Below are 18,406 nucleotides of genomic sequence, written 5' to 3'. Positions count from 1 at the left end.
GGCACTTTTTATTCAATTATGCCGATTTAACGGCCAGCTTAATATTTCTAAGCTGAAAATAGCGACAATCAAGGAGTCAAAATGAGTGAAGCGGTATCTAACGATGTGCGTACCCGTCTGCAATGGTCTTTATTAGCCTTGCGTCTTGGGGTTTTTATTGTGATGTTCGTGTGGACATTAGATAAATTTGTAAACCCTGGTCACAGCATTGCCATTTTCGAGAAGTTTTACTCTATTCCCGGATTAGGTGAAACAGTTGCATATATCATGGGCGCTTTGCAGCTTATCTTAGTGTTGGCATTTGTTGCGGGTATCAAAAAACGCTTCACTTACGGGCTTATCTTTTTGATGCACGGCGGTTCAACTTTGTCGGCACTCGGCCAATACCTTGATGCGTTCAATAATTTACTGTTTTTCGCCGCATGGCCAATGTGGGCAGCCTGTTTTGTGCTGTACTTTATGCGCGACCAAGACACCAAATTTACCTTAGGGAACTAATCGAGGTTCTATAAGCGTCAACGTTAGGTGACTTACCCGTCTTAAGATGGCAGTAAGCTGCGTATCATAAAATGTGAGCCGACAGATTTATCTCGTCGGCTTTTTTATGTTCATTCGCTAAGATTATGCATTCACATAATGTAAAAAAAATGTAGGATTTTTATATAGTTGGCCTAAATTGTAACGTCACATATATGTCATGAAATGGTCATCTAAGTTTCGCATTTGCTGAGTACCTTTGCTGCGCTTTATTTGCAGTCACTCATAAATGGAACACATATGAAAACCACCAAACCATCTGTTTTTACACTCAGCAAATTATCTCTGCTGGTTGCTGTTGTGATGGGTAATTATGCCTTCGCTGCTGAGCAACGAGAGCATAATCAAATCGAAGAAATTACGGTAACTGCGCAAAAACGAAATCAGTCAATTCAAGACGTGCCTGTTAGCATTAGCGCCTATGATGGCGCCTTCTTAGAGCGTTTAGGGGTGGCCGAACTAGACACCTTATCTGAAATTACGCCTGGGTTGGTTATTCAAGAGCAAAGCCCAAATAATCCAGGATTTGTGATCCGCGGTATTACCTCTGATAGCGGCTCATCTCAAGCCGCTCCCCGTGTATCTATCTATTATAACGGCGCAGACGTGTCACGCTCTCGGGGTTCTTATTTCGAGTTGTTCGATATTGAGCGAGTCGAAGTTGTTAAAGGCCCACAGGCAACTTTATTCGGTACTGCTGCATCGGTTGGCGCGCTCAGCGTGATTACGCGTAAACCCCAAGAGGAGTTTTCTGCTCAGATTAAAGGTAATCTAGGCAATTATTCTGCTGAGGGGCTGAGCGGTTTTGTAACGGGCGGCAATAGCCAGTTGCAGGGACGCTTGGCATTTAGTTACCGTCAGCGTGAAGGTTTTATTCGTAATATTGCCGGCGAAGCGAGTTCACAAAACCCCGACGGATTAAACCAAGAGGATATGCATGGCATTGAGCGTACTTCGTTTCGTCCTTCATTGCGTTTTACTCCACACGACGATGTCACGGTAGATTTGGTTTACACCTACGAAAAAAATGATGATACAGGTACGTCCTTTAAAAATGGTTTATATGCGCCAACGGGCGGTAATACTAGTCCATACTCCTTTGTGGAAATGTCAGGTAGCCCAATGTCCCTAGAGGTGTTTGGGCGCGAGGACTTAGGTGTAGAGCGTACCGTTGAAGACCTAAATTTAACGGTCAATTGGGATATCAACAGTGAACTAACGTTTACCTCTATTACTGCCGGACGTCGCTTTGATTCGTTGGAGGTGTTTGATGCTGATGGTACCCAGGCGTGGTTTTTAGAGTTTGCAGAAGATGCCACTGGGGATCAGTTCAGCCAAGAATTCCGCTTGATTCATCAGGGCGCCAAGTTGACTACGATAGCGGGTGTAAGCTACTTCACCGAAGACGGCAGTCAAGCGGTTCCCTTTAGTACAGAGGAGTCTATTTTCCTCAATTGTCTTGGAGCGCTTCCTGCATTTGGTCAGCCGTGTATATCCGCAGACGGCTCGGTACCTATTTTAACGCCTGTTTTGACTGAAGGTGCGGCTCAGTTACTGACTTACAACCTAGAGTTTGAAAATTATGGTGACTCCGATGCATATTCTGCGTTTGTAGATGTCACTTATGCGTTGAATGATTCCCTAGAGCTAACCAGTGGCTTGCGTTATGTGCGCGAAGATAAAAGCAGTGGCTATCGCTCTGATGCGCCTAACAGCGTATTAACGGGAAGTGAGCTATTCACGGTTAATACTAACGGGGAAATATTCCGTGCCGAAGCCGATTATGATGACTGGCTACCACGTTTCAATTTGCTATATGTGGTTAACGACGATATCAATATGTACGCAACGATTTCGAAAGGACGTCGTTCAGATGTACTCAGTGTGACATCTGTTCGTGGTGACGATGGGCTGGGTGAAAGATCGGTCAGCGAAATTCCAGCGGAAATAATCTGGAATTATGAAACGGGTATTAAGGGGCAAGCATTTGATAAATCTGTTAATTATAACGCTTCGCTGTTCTATCAACAGTATTCTAACTTTCAGGTAACCCTACTCGACGATGAAGGAGTGGCATTTGCCGCTGATGCAGGTTCAGCAACGAATGTAGGTGTCGAAGCGGAAGTACGCGCCTTATTAGGTGCTGATTTTGAGATGTTCGCTAATTTGGCGTATCTCGATGCCACCATTGATGACGATAGTACAAACGGTAACTTAGCAGGCAACCGTTTTCGTTTACAGCCAGAATGGACAGCCAGCGTGGGCATGTTTTATTCAACTCAGTTATCCCAAGGCTACAACCTGACGAGCTCGTTAGTGTACAGCTACCGCTCAGATGTATTCTTCGAGCCAGAAAATGCACCTATTTCTGGTTTAGACATCAGCGAAGATGCGGTCAGTCTGGTCAGTGCTCGTATCGGTATTGCGCGTGCTAACGAGGACTGGTCGGTTAGTTTGTTTGCCAACAACTTGCTAGATAACGAGTATCTAGTTGACGCGGGAAATACCGGTGGAGGGTTTGGAAACCCAACATTTGTGGCCGGTCCGCCACGTTTTTATGGGGTAGAGTTTACGATGAATTTTGGCGAGTACTAATCACATCAGTTTTTTTAAAAATAGCCAAGTGAGCCTCTTTTGACGACTGGTTGAAAGGGGCTTTTCGTTTAATGGAGCTGCATAAGGTGATATAGCAAAGACAGAGAATGAAATATTCCTCTGGATCGTTATTATGAACAGATAGTATGTTGATTCAGCTCGTTAATTGGAGGATGTATGGCCCAGTGGCTTGACGCAAAAATTACTCAGCGTATAGATTGGAATGATCATCTCTTTAGTCTGGGTTTTCAATGTGATGACTTTCCTGAATATACCCCAGGGCAATTTACCAAAGTCGGCATTGAACAGGATGGAAAAATCATTTCTCGACCTTATTCATTGGTTAGCCACCCACAGGACAAGAGCCTTGAGATCATGGCTGTACCGGTGGCAGAGGGCGTACTTTCACCTAAATTACATGGGGTTAACGTCGGCGATAGGCTCAAGATCATGGCCCCTGCCACTGGGTTTCTGGTTTTGCACGAAGTACCAGATAGCCGTAACATTTGGTTAATTGCGACCGGCACAGGCGTAGGGCCATTCTTGTCTATTTTAGCGGGAACCGAGATATGGCAGCGTTATGAGCAGGTGATATTGGTTTATGCCGCTAGGCACGCAAGTGATTTAGCCTACGGGGAGCTGATTGCAAAATGGCAAGATGAATATCCCAACCAGTTTCATTTTGTGCCAATCGTCAGTCGTGAGAAGGTGAACGGGGCGTTGCAAGGACGTATTCCTGCATTATTAAGCAATGGCAATATCATTGAGCAGGCAGGGCAAACGCTTGATGCAGAGCAAAGTCAGGTCATGTTGTGTGGTAATCCGCAAATGATTGAAGAAGCGATGCTGGTATTGAAAGATATGGGGCTCAAAAAACACTTACGTCGCTCACCTGGGCAAATCACGCAAGAGCGTTATTGGTAATGGGCTGTAGCGGATTTAGCGGGTTAATTCTAAGCTAACGTTCTGGTGGTATATTTGTGCTAAAATAAGCCCCCGAAAAAAGCCCCTTACGCATTAGGCACGTTAATATGATCCCCTGGACCCACCTTGATACCGCCATTATCCCTAACAATGGCGGCGAGCTTAAGCTGTCTCAACGAGAGAAAGAGTTCTCTATTCGTTTATCGGGCATACGCGGTGAGCTAATGAATAGTCGGGTGTATAACTCAGAAAAAGTTCTTTCTGAGTTAGGCTGTGCGCACCTTAAAACCAGTAAAAATGCCCATGTGTTAGTCGGTGGTCTGGGCATGGGTTATACCCTGTCATCAGCGTTGAAAGCCGTGGATGAAACGTCAATCGTGACCGTTGCTGAGCTAATACCGGAAGTGGTTAAATGGAATCAAGGTCCTTTGGGTAACTGTGCCGGTAACCCGTTGCAAGATTCAAGGACTCGGGTTTGTGTGGGTGATGTAAAGGCGCTGCTAAATACGAAAACGCCCACCTATGACGCCGTTTTATTGGATGTGGATAATGGCCCTGAAGGGTTAACGCATTCTGACAATAACTGGATCTATTCTGAAGTGGGTTTAAAAGAGATTTTTAAGGTGATGAAAGCCAACGGGATGTTGGCTATTTGGTCTGCAGGGCCGGATTACTTGTTCGAAGTCCGCCTGAAAAAGATAGGCTTTAAAGTCGATACTCGTGTTGTGCGTGCGCGTCCAGGTAAAGGTAGCAAACACACTATCTTTCTGGCAAAAAAAGCCTAATCACCGTTAACAGTTGTCCTAAGCACTTTGCTTAAACCAGTTTAATTTATCTCGCAGGCTTACCACTGAACCGACAATAATTAAGGCCGGTGGTTGAATACCTGCTTCGGCGACTTTTTGCTGGATATTGCTTAAATTACCGGTCACCACTTTTTGGTTTGGCAAGGTTGCCGATTGAATTAGGGCGATTTCAGTGGTCTGTGGCAAACCATGTTCAATCAGTTTCTGGCATATCACCGGCAGACCAGTAAGGCCCATATAAAATACTGTGGTTTGTTCTGGTTGAGCGAGCATCGGCCAATTAAGATCAATGCTGTTATCCCGTAAGTGTCCTGTCGCAAATACCACGGATTTCGCATGGTCTCGGTGAGTTAGCGGAATCCCTGCGTAACTCGCCGCGCCGCTTGCGGCTGTGATGCCAGGCACCACTTGAAAGCTCACGCCTTTTTCCACTAAGGTTTCGATTTCTTCACCACCGCGACCAAAGATGAACGGGTCGCCACCTTTTAAGCGCACCACACGGTTACCTGCTAAAGCGAGATCAGCTAAAAGCTGGTTGATTTCATCTTGGGGCACAGTGTGTAAACTACGGGCTTTGCCCACGTAAATTTTTTCGGCATCACGGCGTACCAGTTCTAATATCTCTTTTGAAACGAGTCTATCGTAAACGACCACATCTGCTTTTTGCATTAGGCGCAGAGCACGAAAAGTCAGTAAATCTGGATCGCCTGGGCCTGCACCAACCAAGTAGACTTCCCCTTTTCCTGAGTCATGTTCGTCCAGCGCAAGCTTGTGGTGCATCATTTGCTCGGCTTTGCTTTGATTGCCTTGCAGCACTTGTTCAGCTACATCCCCGTCTAATACATCTTCCCAAAAATAGCGCCGTTTGGTGACTGAATTAAAACGCGCTTTAACGGTTTCACGAAATTTTTCCGAAAACTGGCCGAGTAAACTGACTTTCTGTGGGATCACTGATTCTAGTTTCTGACGTAAATAACGCAGCAGCACAGGGGCAACACCGCCACTGCTCATGGCAATGATGATCGGTGAGCGGTCAACAATAGATGGGGTGATAAATTCGCATAGGGGAGTGTTATCCACCACGTTAACCAAAATATTTAGTGCTTTGGCTTGCTGATGGATTTGCGCGTTCAATAAGCTGTCGTTAGTCGCAACGAATACCAGGCGTTTAGCCTGTAAATCATTTGGCTGATAGTCCCGGGTAACTAGGATGACTTTTTCCTCTGCAGCCAAGCGTAATATAGTATCACAGGCCCAAGGCGCTACTAGCGTAACAGTGGCCGACGTCTTCAATAGTAATTCGGCTTTACGCGCCGCTACTTCACCGGCACCAACAATCAGGCAGTGTAGTTCTTTGGTATCGACAAAAATCGGGAAATATTGCATGTTGCTCTGCTAACGCTCTTTATACACTGAATCTAAGGCGTATTTTGCGTGTTCTTCTTATTTAAATAAAGCATTGTAAACTGAAAACATATTCTTTTTAGTTATGAATAGGCCCAGGCTAATAGCCAAAGATAAAACGTGGCTCCATGTTTGACATCTGTGACGTACAGGCACAAAAAAGGGGCCATAGGCCCCTTCAGAATGTTTTGTTCGACTTGGTTACGATCAACCTAAAGCGACGCTTTGAAAAACGTTATTCAGGTTTGCTTTTGCGACGTGGAGGCTGATCTGACCATTCACGCATATTCAGACGTTGACCGGCAACTCGGGTTTTCTGCAACGTATCTTGGGTTGCGCGAGGCATATTTTTAGGCAAATCAACTGTGCTGAAATTATCGTAAATTTCGATAGCGCCAATGTTTTTGCTGCTAATGTTAGCTTCATTTGCAATCGCACCAACTATGTTACCAGGCTTTGCACCATGAGTGTGGCCTACTTCGATACGGTAGCGCTGCATACCTTCTTCAGGTGTACTGCTTTTACGAGCACGCTGTGGTCTTTCGCCGCCACGGTCGCCACCGCGTTCATTACGAGCGCCGCGTTGTTCGCGTCCACCGCGATCTGGACGGTCGCCTCTGTCACCACGTGGGGGGGCAGCATTGAGGTCCGGGCGGTCGCCTTCTTTCAAAATAAGTGGCTCGTCACCCTGTGCGATTTTAGCTAATGCAGCCATGATCACTTCTGGTGAAGCTTCTGTTTCTTTTTGAATTGACTCAACAATAGGGATCAATGTTTCAATGCTGCTGTCACTGATCGCTTCAATAACACTGTTTTTGAAACGGCTTAAGCGTGTTTCGTTCAACTGGGAAATTGACGGAATTGGCATAGGGTCAATTGATTGGCGAGTCGCGCGCTCAATTGAAAACAACATGCGTTTTTCACGGTGAGAGATAAACAATATTGCATCACCTGTACGACCGGCACGACCTGTACGACCGATACGGTGTACATAAGATTCAGTATCGTAAGGCACGTCATAGTTAATAACATGGCTAACACGTTCAACATCAAGACCACGAGCCACAACGTCAGTTGCAACTAAGATATCAATTTTGCCGCGTTTCAAACGCTCAACGGTACGTTCACGAGAGTTCTGTGGAATGTCACCATTGAGTGGCTCTACTGCATAACCACGGGCAGACAGTTTTTCTGCCAGCTCCATAGTCGCAGTTTTAGTACGCACGAATATAATCACGCCATCAAATTGTTCCACTTCCATAATACGGGTAAGTGCTTCAAGTTTATGATGACCGGCTACCTGACAGTAGCGCTGTTTAATGGTGCTAGCAGTGGTGACTTTAGATTCGATTTTAACTTGCTTCGGATCGTTCAAATAACGTTTGGTTATTTTACGGATCGGATCAGGCATGGTCGCTGAGAACAAGGCCGTTTGGCGCTCAGCAGGTGCATGGCTTAAAATCCACTCAACATCATCGATGAAACCCATACGCAGCATTTCGTCAGCTTCGTCAAGTACCAAGAATTTCAAGTTGTCTAATTTAAGCGTGCCTTTTTTGATGTGATCGATAACACGACCAGGCGTACCTACTACAACCTGTGCGCCACGTCTTAGTTGGCGAATTTGGTTGTCGTATGAAGAGCCGCCGTAGATTGGCAATACGTTAATTTTACGTGAGAAGCTCGCATAAACCTGAAATGCTTCAGCTACTTGAATCGCAAGTTCGCGAGTCGGAGCTAAAACCAATAATTGGGTATTGCTGTTGTTGGCATCAATGTTCGCGAGCATAGGCAATGCGAATGCCGCTGTTTTACCAGTACCAGTTTGCGCCGTACCAAGAAGGTCGTGACCTGCCATGATTAGCGGAATACATTCAGCTTGGATTGGAGTTGGTGTTTCATAACCTACTTTTTCTAAAGCTTGAAGAAGTTCGGCAGGTAGGTTGAGGTCTTTAAAAGTCAATTCGACAGTGTCAGTCATTAATTATCCCTAGTTAGAAACACGCAGGATTAACTTAGATTTCACAGTCAAATTCTAAAACGAAACCAGCGTGGATACACAAAAAAAGTATTATATGAGAAATCGTCCCTATACACCACGTTAGGCCGCGTTTTATTTGAACTTATCTGTAATAGTTGAAGATAGTTCGTTAACTTGTTATCAATGCGTTAACGCAATGATAATGAACCATTAAAATGCAACAAATTGTCATGCAAATTAACTTGTATTAACACAATGTTGCGGGCAGCATTTTACGAGAGGAATTATTGTTGGGGTAATAATACGACCTTTCCATCTTTTTGCTCAGCTTCAAATTTTAGCTGACGGGGTAAATTGAGCAAAAAGCGTCAGGTACAAACCTTTTAACTGACCCAGTGCTTCAAGTAAGATAAGTTTAGCGTTAGCATATTTTTGACGGCTAATTTTTAGGATATCGCAGTACTTTTTAGATGGAAGCGGATCGAATTAATGCCGCTGCATCAAAAGACGATGAGAGGATATGGAAGATGAACACCATGAAAAAAACAATAATCGCACTATCACTAGGGATGTTGATCAGTTGTGGCCAGCAAACCAGTGAAGAACATATTCAAGCCGCTCAAGATTTTATCGCAAAAAATGATAACGCATCGGCCATTGTCTCCCTTAAAACGGCCGTTCAGCTTGCGCCTAAATCACCCCAAGCAAGGTTTGAATTAGGCAAAGTATATATCGCCGAAAAGCAATTCGAGAGCGCAGAAAAAGAATTAAGCAGAGCGTTAGAGTATGGCTACGATGGTGCGAAAGTACTGCCATTACTCACTCGCGCTTATCAGCGAACTGGAGCGTATGCGGCTATTAGCGAAATGGACGATCAAAACGTTGATTTGAGCCTAAATGAAAAAGCCGAAATCGGTTATTTTAAAATTGTGTCTTTGGTGCGTCTGAATAAGCCTGATGACGCTCGAGCAATCATTGCTGATCAAATGCAACTGGACACAGATTCAGAGTTTAAAGCCTTGAGTCAGGTGTATGGCGAAATATTGAACAAAGATTATCCATTGGCCTTACAAATTATTGCTAATGTAAAAGACACTGCGCCAGATCATCCTGAAGTACTGAAACTCGCCGCACAATTACACCTGAGTGTGGGCGACCCAAAAGCCGCAGCCCAAGAATTTGATCGCTACGTTTCATTATACCCAGATGATTTGCAAACCATGTTTGTGTTGGCGAAGTTATGGGTCGACTTAGGTGAAACGGCTAAAGCAGAACCTTATGTAGACAAATTACTAGAGGTTAACGGTAAAAATGGTTTGCTCAATCAACTTAAAGCTGCAGCGCGTATTGCTGAAAAAGATTATCCGGAGGCGCAAAAATATGCTGAGTTGGCGATACAAAACGGTATTAATGATCCTGCTTTACGGTTAATTGCTGGTTACGCGGCTTATCAGCAGAAAGACTTTGAATCGGCCCAACAACACTTGTCTTTGGTCGCCAGCAACTTACCCGGTAACCATCCTGGGCTGCGTTTGCTTGCAGCAAGCCAGTTGCAACTTGGTTTAACAACAGAAGCGGGTGATGTACTTGAGCGCATCGAGCAGGTGAGTGAACAAGATGCCCAGTTATTTTCAAAAGCAAGTTATGAGTTATTGCGTCAAGGTAATGTAAAAGACGCTCAACAACTGGTGGAAAAATCGTCAAGCATCAGTACCACAGCAGAAGACTTAACCCGTTTAGGTTTGCTTAAGCTGTCATTGAACAACCTTGATGGCATAGTGGATTTAGAAGAGGCCGTAGCAAAGTCACCTGAGCTGGAAAGTGCTAAAAAAACCTTGGCGACCGCGTATGTAACAACCAAGCAATACGATAAGGCGTTGGAACTCGCCCAGCAATGGAAAGAGGATGATGCGAATGATATCAGTGCTTACTTATTGGCTGGCGAGGTGTACAGCAAACAACAAAATGTGAGTAAAGCAAAAGCGGAATTTCAGCAGGTTCTGAGCATTGCGCCTAGCCATCAAGGAGCCGCGCTTGGCCTAATAAATCTCTATATTGCCGAAAAAGACTACACCGCTGCGCAAAAGGCCCTAGCAGTGCTGCTTAACGCTCATCCTAATTATACCCCTGCTTTAGCAACGGCTTATTTAGTGAATAAGCAGCAAGGTCATGCTGAGCAGGGTGTCGCACTGGTTAAAGCGGCATTAGCGAATGCCCCAGACGACCAAGAGGTGAGCACGCTATACGCACGGCTATTATTGCTAGAAGGGCAATATGATTTAGCATTGCAGCAGTTCGCGACATTTGACCAAGACGCATCGCTTCCTCCCGCTTACTGGCCGGGTAAAGGTCAGGCATTGATTCGAGCAGGAGATATTGCTGGCGCGCAAGCGCATTACGATAAGTGGTTAAGTCAAGCGCCGAATAACAAACAAGCAGTGGTCGGGAAGTTATTACTACTCGACAGTACAGGTAAGTTTGAAGAGGGAGTTAAGCTCACAGAAGGCTTTTTGGCTGTGCGTAATGATGCTCAGATGCAATTATTACATACCCACTTTTTATTGATGAATAAGCGTATTGTCGCGGCACAAAAAGCCTATGACAGTATTCCCCAAGCGTTAAAATCGATGCCAATCGTTAAAGGCTTTTTAGCGCGTTTACAAATTAACGATGAGCAATTTGAGCTGGCTGAACCCAACGCCCACGCGGCCTATCTGGGATTGCCCAATGGGCGCAACTTGGTGATGTGGGTATTAACATTAGAACGACTCGATAAACCAGGCGAAGCGTTAAAGGTCATACAGCAACATTTACAGGCGTTACCGAATGATGGTGCGGCGTTAATGATGCTGGCGGAACGACAAATTAGCAGCGGCGATGACGAGGCCATAGTCAGTTATCAAACCTTGCTGCAGAAAAATCCTAATAACTTTGTAGCGCTCAATAATTTAGCTTATTTATATTTACAAAAAAATGAGTTGGATAAAGCTTTTCAATACGCTGAGAATGCGCTGAAACAACGTCCTGATAATGCTGCTGCGGTCGACACTTATGCACAAGTGCTTGTGGCTAAAAAAGAATATAAGAAAGCGGTAAAACAATATGATGCTGTGGTGAATGATAAAATGCGTAACGAAGAAATATACTTAAATTACGTGGAAGCTTTATTTTTGGATGGTAGCGATTTGCTCGGTAAACGTAAGCTCGAGCAGCGCGAAATGAAAACGGAAGCAAACATTGAGCGCCAAACCCAGTTGAAGGTTAAGTACGCCCAATAGCGCTGTTGCTTTTACAATATAAAAAGCCCGTGACGATAAAACGTCACGGGCTTTTTGGTTCTATTGATAGGGGATTGCTTAGCACTTTTGAATGGCTTGCATGATCCATTGTTTTAACTGGGCTTCACCTAAAGCACCAGAGGCTCGGTCTATTTCTTTACCTTGATGAAATAGGATTAAAGTAGGAATACTGCGAATGCCTGCTTCGCTACTAATTTGTTGTGCTTGTTCGGTATTTAACTGGGCGAACAGTACGCTCTCCGTTTGCCCCGCTAACTTGGCAAATACAGGCGCGAAGTTTTTACAAGGACCGCACCAACTGGCCCAGAAGTCCACCAACACAGGTAGGTGATTGCGTTCAATATAGCGGTAAAACTGCCCTTGGCTTAACTGACATGGCTGATGGGTATGCAGCTTTTGCTGGCACTTACCGCAATTAGCTTCTGTGTGTGTCTTGCTTTCAGGCACGTTATTAATGGCATAACAGTGGGGGCAAACAATATGCATAATTTTACTTTTTCTCCAGTTGGGCAGATTGAGGCGATAACTGTTCTACTTGTTGTTGCAGACTTTTAATATGCTTCAGTATATCGCTCAACGTGGGTTCTTCTTCATGTTCTTGTTCATGCTCCGCGGCTTCAAGTGCTGCTTTTTCTTTGCGAGCCAATTCGTTCTCTTGCTCCATCACGTTGACCACAATACCAATAACCATGTTTAAAAAAGCAAAAGCAGTAAAGAATATAAAGGTAAGGTAAAAAATCCAGCTAAGGGGATAAACCTCCATGGTTTCGTACATTACGTCAGTCCAGTCTTCAAACGTCATCACTCGAAACAAGGTTAATAAGGATATAGTGATATCACCCCATAACGTTGGGTTAATCGTTCCGAAAAGTGTACTACCAACCGCTGCGTAGATATAAAAGATAATAAACATCAGCAACATCACGTAGCCAAGCTGGGGGAGCGCTTTGACTAAAGATACCAATAATATGCGCAGCTCTGGAATAATAGAAATCATCCGCAGCACTCTGAATACCCTGACTAAACGGGCTATGACGGCCAAATCGGCGTCTTCTGCTGGGATCAGGCTAACGATGACGATTAAAGTGTCGAATATATTCCAGAAATTCGTAAAGAAGTTCCGTTTACGCTCCTCGGCTAAAAAGCGAATAGTGATTTCAGTGAGGAAAAACGCACTGATAAACCAGTCTAAAAACTGGGTGAGATTGTGCATGGTGGGTGACATTTCGTAGGTTTTTGCGCCCACCAATAAGGCGGAAAACACAATCACTGAAATGACAAAAATTTCGAACAGCTTGTTCGAACGAATACGGATAAATTGGGCCTGTAAAGATAAAGCGTTCATGGACTCACTGAATTTGCTAAAAAATCGTCGATAGAATATTGGATTTTGCGAAGCTGTCAATTCAGGATTGGTATCGGGTGATGTCAGATGTGCTGTTCTTTGCGTGTTTAATCTATAACAAATCGTTAGCTTGATATATCACTACGATAAAGCGTGAGTGTAAAACTTCTCTGCTAGCATCATGAGTATCCAATCTCAGCCCAAGGTGGGAAGTGATGCACGTAATAAACGACTTCGAATTTAAAACCGTCGGCGATATCCGTTTCGCGGTGGACGCAGCGCTGACGTTACCGACTTTGCTAAAAACACGCTTTAATGCCAAATCAATTTTATTGGTTACGGATAAAGGCTTATTAAATGCGGGTGTGTTAGCTGAAACATTACACATACTAGAAGCGTCAGGTCTTCAGGTTACGATATTCTCTGAGGTGCAGGCGGATCCGCCAGAAGCTGTTATTCAAGCGGCTGGTGCAAAAGCTAAGTATGTCGATGTGGTAGTAGGCATAGGTGGTGGTAGCTCAATGGACAGTGCCAAACTGGCTGCTGTGTTAGCCATGGAGCAACAGGCTCTTGTCGAAATGTACGGCGTTGAGCAAGTGAAATCAGCCCGTAAACCTTTGGTGCTTATCCCCACGACTGCGGGTACAGGCTCTGAGGTGACACCTATCTCGATTGTGACTACTGGGGAGTCAACCAAAGCGGGTGTGGTATCGCCTGTGCTATACCCAGACGTGGCCTTGCTTGACCCAAAGTTATTACTTGGTTTGCCCGCGCATATCACCGCAGAAACAGGTGTTGATGCCATGGTACATGCGATCGAGGCTTTCACGAGTAAACACAAAAAGAATCCGCTGTCAGATAACCTAGCGATAAAAGCGTTACAGCTTTTAGCCACACATTTACCCCTTAGTTATGAAAACGGTCAAGATGTGAATCATCGTGGTGGCACCTTGTTAGGTGCGATGCTAGCTGGGCAAGCGTTTGCAAATGCGCCAGTGGCGGCGGTACATGCGCTAGCCTATCCCTTGGGAGGTATTTATCATATGGCGCATGGTCTAACCAATGCCCTAATGTTGCCCTATGTCATGCGCTTTAACGTGCTTGCAGCACAACAGGAGTATGCGCAGTTGGCTCTGGTGGTGGCGCCACAATTAGCCGGCTTGTCACAAGCTGAGCAAGCATTAGGATTCATCGAGTATATGGAACAGTTTTGTAAGGCGCTAGGTATCACCAAACGTTTACGTGATTACGGTATTGGCCAACAGGATCTCCCCACGCTGGCACAAGGGGCGATGCTACAAACGCGACTGCTGATGAATAATCCGCGTACGGTCACTTACGAAGATGCACTCGGGCTCTATCAACAAGCTTGGTAGGTAACGTTTTATGGGATTTAAAAATGACTAAGGCGACGAGGGAGAGTTGTACTTTTATTACCCTGCTTGCTCAAGTCAATTATATAGTCAACAGCAGATAATGGAGATCCATTGATGACAACATCGACGACAAAAAAGCAGAATATTCCCCCCACGCGTAGCCATTTTCGTTACTTTGATACCATAGATACACGTTGGGCAGACAATGATGTTTACGGACATGTAAACAACGTCGCCTATTACAGTTTTTTCGATACGGTAGTCAATCGATTGCTGATTGATAACGGCTGGTTGAGCTTAGACGGTGATGGCCCGATTGGCTTAGTGGTAGAAACTCGCTGCCAGTATTATGCATCAGTCAGTTATCCAGCAGTGCTGGATATAGGCTTAACGATATTGAAGTTAGGTACCAGTTCAGTTGTGTATCAGTTAGCGGTGTTTTCTGAAGGGAGTGATGAGGCAAGTGCGGTTGGTCAATTTGTGCATGTTTATGTGGACAGACTCAGCCATTTACCTACGCCGCTACCGTTATCGTTGCGGGAAGGTTTGAGCCATTATTTGCTCGAAGTGGAATAACGCAAAGTGAATGCGACCGTCCGTCGCATTCACTTTGACATACCAATTCAGGATTAGCGGTTGCGACCTAGTGCATCATGGCTGGTCACCCAGTCACCAGCTAATACAGCGGCGCTCAACGACAACTCGCCTGCTAATACGGTCGCTCCTATTATCTCAGCGAGTTTATGGGCTTTACCTTCTCCGCAGCAGTCCATCATTTCTAAGCACTCTTTCTGTGTTGCCAATGCCGTACCACCACCATACGTTGCCACTATTAATGAGGGCAAGGTGATCGCAATATAGAAATTGCCTTGTTCGTCTACATCCACAAAAGATAACGCCGCTGAAGACTCAGCTACGTTGGCAGCGTCTTGGCCGCAGGCAATGAACATGGCGGTGATGCCATTTGCAGAGTGGGAGCCGTTATTAATAGAGCCCGCCATAAAACTGCCCATGTTGGATACTTGGCGCATTTTAAACAGCATCTCTGCTGATACTCCCAACATGCTTTTGAGAATGTCATTACTGATTTTCGCTTCCGCGATAACACGCTTGCCTCGGGTGTGTAACGTATTGAGTTGAGAATGCTTTTTGTCGGTATCCATAGCACCAGATAAGTTGTAACGCTGCATGCCTTGGCCGGGATAATTGGCCTTAATCCACTCGCAGGCTGCAAAAGTAGCTTTGCCCACCATGTTCTGGCCTGCTGCATCGCCTGTGGTGAAATTAAACCGTAAGTACAACATACGTGCAGCAGCATATTGCTCAATATTACGTAATTTGCCTACGCTAGTGGTGCTTTGCGCTTCATTTTTAATACTTGCGAGTTGCTCATTGATCCAAATACCAAAGGCGTGTGCTTGGCGAGCATCTTCAAAAATAAATACCGGTGCACGCTGCATAGCATCATCCACGACTGTGACCTTTACGCCGCCCGCTGCGCCAAGCACTCGCATGCCGCGATTATAACTGGCGACTAAGGTGCCTTCGGTTGTAGCAAGAGGCACATAAAATTCGCCTTTGGCATGTTCGCCATTGACCTTAATTGGCCCGGCTAAACCAATAGGAACTTGAGCTACGCCGATAAAGTTTTCAATATTACCTGCAGTTTGCTCAGGGCTCAGAGAATAGTGGCCCACATGGGTAAGCTCTGCGTTCGTTTGTTGTTGTATAAAGTCGCGGCGTTGCTGGGCCATACTTTGAGTATGATCGTTCTGTTTGTCTCTTGGAATAGATGGTTTGGAAGTAGCAGAGCCTGTGAAGGGCGAAGTGGAAGCATTTTTATCTGACATAGGAATAACCGGAACAGTAGAGATAAGGTAAATCTACAATTATCAGCAAATGCTAGTGGTTTGAAATGGTTATGCTTAATTAATGTGCAGTAGTTCTAATGATAGTTACCATGACAGGTGATATTTTAGGTTTCAAGAAGCTGCAATTTGTCAGGTACCCCATCCCAATCTAGGGCGTCAGCGGGTGGGGGGATCACGTCGATGATATTTGGCCATACCTTGGCAAGCTCGGCATTCAATTCGGTAAAGACGGCTTGTCCCGGTGGCAGTTGATCATCCTGAAAAATTGCTTTGGCTGGACATTCAGGTTCGCATAGCGCGCAATCGATACAAATATCCGGATCGATAACGAGAAAGTTTGGCCCCTCGAAGAATGCATCCACCGGACAAACGGCAACGCAGTCAGTGTATTTACATTTTATGCAGTTGTCTGTGACTACAAAGGTCATGAGTAAGATCTTAGCTGAGCGATATGGGCGCCGATCATACTTATTGGTTATAAAAATACAAGATGGTGTTAATGATGAGCAAGTTCGTGTTGAATAAACCAGACACAAGGCCACGCATGACTTAAAATAACCCGCTTATAATTTTTGTGTTGGGCTGTGCCCCTGCGTTTACCTTTTTTCGGATCTCATATGCTGCGTTTAACTGATATAAAACTTCCACTTAATCATCAAGATGCTGACTTAACTCAAGCCGTGCTAAGCAAATTAGCTTGTAGTGCTCAGCATCTGAAACAGGTTTCAGTGTTTAAACGCGGTTTTGATGCGCGCAATAAACATGATATTCAATTGATTTATACGCTGGATATAGAAGTCGATGACCATGAAACATTGTTAGCCCAATTTGCTAACGATCCGCATGTTCGCATATCTCCCGATACGCGTTATAAATTTGTTGGCCAGGCACCCAAAGGTTTAACTCAGAGACCTGTGGTAATAGGTTTGGGCCCATGTGGTTTATTTGCCGGCTTATTGTTGGCACAAATGGGCTTTAAGCCGATTATATTAGATCGTGGTAAAGAGGTGCGTGAACGCACCAAAGATACGTTTGGTTTCTGGCGTAAGAAACCGTTAAATCCTGAATCTAACGTGCAGTTTGGCGAAGGGGGAGCGGGTACATTTTCCGACGGAAAACTGTATAGCCAAGTTAAAGATCGCAAACATTATGGGCGAAAAGTACTGACAGAGTTTGTTGATGCGGGCGCGCCAGATGAAATTATGTATGTCAGCAAACCGCACATAGGTACTTTTAAGTTGGTGGCTATGGTTGAACGGATGCGGGCACAAATTACCGCATTAGGCGGCGAAGTTCGTTTTAGCACCCGGGTCGATGATGTACATATCGAAAATGGACAACTCATTGGCTTGAGTTTATCCACAGGTGAGCGGTTAGATTGCCAACACGCAGTGCTGGCCGTGGGTCATAGTGCGCGAGACACCTTTAAAATGCTTTACGATCGTAATGTGTATATCGAAGCTAAACCTTTTTCTGTGGGCTTTCGTATTGAGCATGAGCAATCGATGATTGACGAGTGTCGTTTTGGCCCCAGTGCTGGTCACCCCATTCTGGGCGCCGCTGATTATAAGTTAGTGCACCATTGTAAAAGTGGCCGAGCAGTTTACAGCTTTTGCATGTGCCCTGGTGGTACCGTTGTGGCTGCCGCGTCAGAAGAAGGACGCGTAGTCACCAACGGCATGAGCCAATACTCACGACATGAACGCAATGCCAATAGTGCCATCGTAGTGGGTATCGAACCTGAAAAAGATTTTCCGGGTCATCCATTGGCCGGTATCGAGTTACAACGTAAATTAGAAGAACAAGCGTATGCACTAGGGGGAAGTAACTACGATGCCCCTGCTCAGCTCATCGGTGACTTTTTAAATGGAAAACCCTCATCAGAACTGGGCGATGTAAAGCCTTCCTATACACCTGGGGTCAAACTGACAGACTTATCTGAGGTCCTACCCGATTACGCGATCAGTGCAATCCGTGAGGCAATACCAGCGTTTGATAAACAGATCAAAGGCTTTGCAAAAGCAGATGGTTTGTTGACTGGCGTTGAAACGCGCACCTCTTCGCCAATTTCTATCAAGCGCGGGGCTGATTACCAAAGTGTTAACGTGCAAGGGTTATACCCTGCCGGTGAAGGTGCTGGTTATGCTGGTGGCATTCTATCCGCTGGTATTGATGGCATAAAAGTAGCGGAAGCTGTGGCGTTATCCATGCTAGAAAATAGTGAGCTTGATATTCACTAAGGGCATTGCTTAGCCTATGCATAAGACA

14 protein-coding genes are annotated in these 18,406 nt (G+C 45.2%); 8 read left to right on the top strand and 6 right to left on the bottom strand.

From position 1 onward, the window contains the following. The first annotated feature begins 81 nt into the window (after positions 1 to 81). The 4 genes from GPLA_RS13670 to GPLA_RS13655 all read left to right on the top strand — a co-directional run bounded on the left by GPLA_RS13670 (position 82) and on the right by GPLA_RS13655 (position 4,841). Positions 82 to 498: a hypothetical protein gene (locus GPLA_RS13670; protein ID WP_007105513.1), complete on the top strand. Its 417-nt coding sequence runs from the start codon at positions 82 to 84 to the stop codon at positions 496 to 498. A 279-nt stretch (positions 499 to 777) separates the two neighbouring features. Further along, positions 778 to 3,132 (top strand): TonB-dependent receptor, encoded by a 2,355-nt coding sequence (locus tag GPLA_RS13665; RefSeq protein WP_007105512.1) that lies wholly within the window; start codon positions 778 to 780, stop codon positions 3,130 to 3,132. Between the two features lie 177 nt (positions 3,133 to 3,309). Further along, positions 3,310 to 4,056, top strand: a complete 747-nt coding sequence (locus GPLA_RS13660) for a ferredoxin--NADP reductase (RefSeq protein WP_007105511.1) — start codon at positions 3,310 to 3,312, stop codon at positions 4,054 to 4,056. A gap of 107 nt (positions 4,057 to 4,163) precedes the next feature. Beyond that, complete coding sequence (locus GPLA_RS13655; RefSeq protein WP_007105510.1) at positions 4,164 to 4,841, top strand: polyamine aminopropyltransferase; 678 nt, start codon at positions 4,164 to 4,166, stop codon at positions 4,839 to 4,841. Positions 4,842 to 4,859: 18 nt separating this feature from the next. Here the strand turns inward: GPLA_RS13655 and cysG are convergent, their stop codons facing one another. Both cysG and GPLA_RS13645 read right to left on the bottom strand, forming a co-directional pair. Next, a complete protein-coding gene (gene cysG / locus GPLA_RS13650; RefSeq protein WP_007105509.1) occupies positions 4,860 to 6,248 on the bottom strand; it encodes a siroheme synthase CysG in 1,389 nt (462 codons plus the stop codon). 253 nt (positions 6,249 to 6,501) lie between these two features. Next, the gene (locus GPLA_RS13645) at positions 6,502 to 8,247 is read right to left on the bottom strand and encodes a DEAD/DEAH box helicase (protein ID WP_040514825.1); all 1,746 of its coding nucleotides are present in this window, start codon (positions 8,245 to 8,247) and stop codon (positions 6,502 to 6,504) included. A gap of 536 nt (positions 8,248 to 8,783) precedes the next feature. Between GPLA_RS13645 and prsT the strand changes: the two genes are divergently transcribed. Further along, the gene (gene prsT / locus GPLA_RS13640) at positions 8,784 to 11,525 is read left to right on the top strand and encodes an XrtA/PEP-CTERM system TPR-repeat protein PrsT (protein WP_040514845.1); all 2,742 of its coding nucleotides are present in this window, start codon (positions 8,784 to 8,786) and stop codon (positions 11,523 to 11,525) included. 78 nt (positions 11,526 to 11,603) lie between these two features. On the opposite strand, the gene trxC is transcribed toward prsT, so the two are convergent. Further along, on the bottom strand, positions 11,604 to 12,032 hold the full coding sequence (gene trxC / locus GPLA_RS13635; RefSeq protein ID WP_007105506.1) for a thioredoxin TrxC: 429 nt from the start codon (positions 12,030 to 12,032) through the stop codon (positions 11,604 to 11,606). A 4-nt stretch (positions 12,033 to 12,036) separates the two neighbouring features. Beyond that, entirely contained in the window at positions 12,037 to 12,891 is an 855-nt protein-coding gene (locus GPLA_RS13630; RefSeq protein ID WP_007105505.1) for an ion transporter, read from the bottom strand. Between the two features lie 215 nt (positions 12,892 to 13,106). On the opposite strand from GPLA_RS13630, the gene GPLA_RS13625 reads away from it, so the two are divergent. Further along, complete coding sequence (locus GPLA_RS13625) at positions 13,107 to 14,267, top strand: iron-containing alcohol dehydrogenase (protein WP_007105504.1); 1,161 nt, start codon at positions 13,107 to 13,109, stop codon at positions 14,265 to 14,267. 114 nt (positions 14,268 to 14,381) lie between these two features. Then, complete coding sequence (locus GPLA_RS13620) at positions 14,382 to 14,843, top strand: acyl-CoA thioesterase (protein WP_007105503.1); 462 nt, start codon at positions 14,382 to 14,384, stop codon at positions 14,841 to 14,843. Between the two features lie 53 nt (positions 14,844 to 14,896). On the opposite strand, the gene GPLA_RS13615 is transcribed toward GPLA_RS13620, so the two are convergent. Next, positions 14,897 to 16,117 carry a hydroxymethylglutaryl-CoA reductase gene (locus tag GPLA_RS13615; RefSeq protein WP_051997681.1) on the bottom strand — a complete coding sequence of 407 codons (1,221 nt, stop codon included), beginning with the start codon at positions 16,115 to 16,117 and terminating at the stop codon, positions 14,897 to 14,899. A 125-nt stretch (positions 16,118 to 16,242) separates the two neighbouring features. Continuing rightward, positions 16,243 to 16,566 (bottom strand): ferredoxin FdxA, encoded by a 324-nt coding sequence (gene fdxA / locus GPLA_RS13610; protein WP_040514823.1) that lies wholly within the window; start codon positions 16,564 to 16,566, stop codon positions 16,243 to 16,245. Between the two features lie 189 nt (positions 16,567 to 16,755). Between fdxA and GPLA_RS13605 the strand changes: the two genes are divergently transcribed. Further along, positions 16,756 to 18,378: an NAD(P)/FAD-dependent oxidoreductase gene (locus GPLA_RS13605; protein WP_007105499.1), complete on the top strand. Its 1,623-nt coding sequence runs from the start codon at positions 16,756 to 16,758 to the stop codon at positions 18,376 to 18,378. Positions 18,379 to 18,406: the final 28 nt, after the last annotated feature.

Origin of the sequence: Paraglaciecola polaris LMG 21857 (genome assembly GCF_000315055.1) — a bacterium.
GTDB classification, from domain to species: domain Bacteria; phylum Pseudomonadota; class Gammaproteobacteria; order Enterobacterales; family Alteromonadaceae; genus Paraglaciecola; species Paraglaciecola polaris.
Note: the sequence above shows the minus strand (reverse complement) of the source record. Positions and strands in the feature narration are given on the sequence as shown.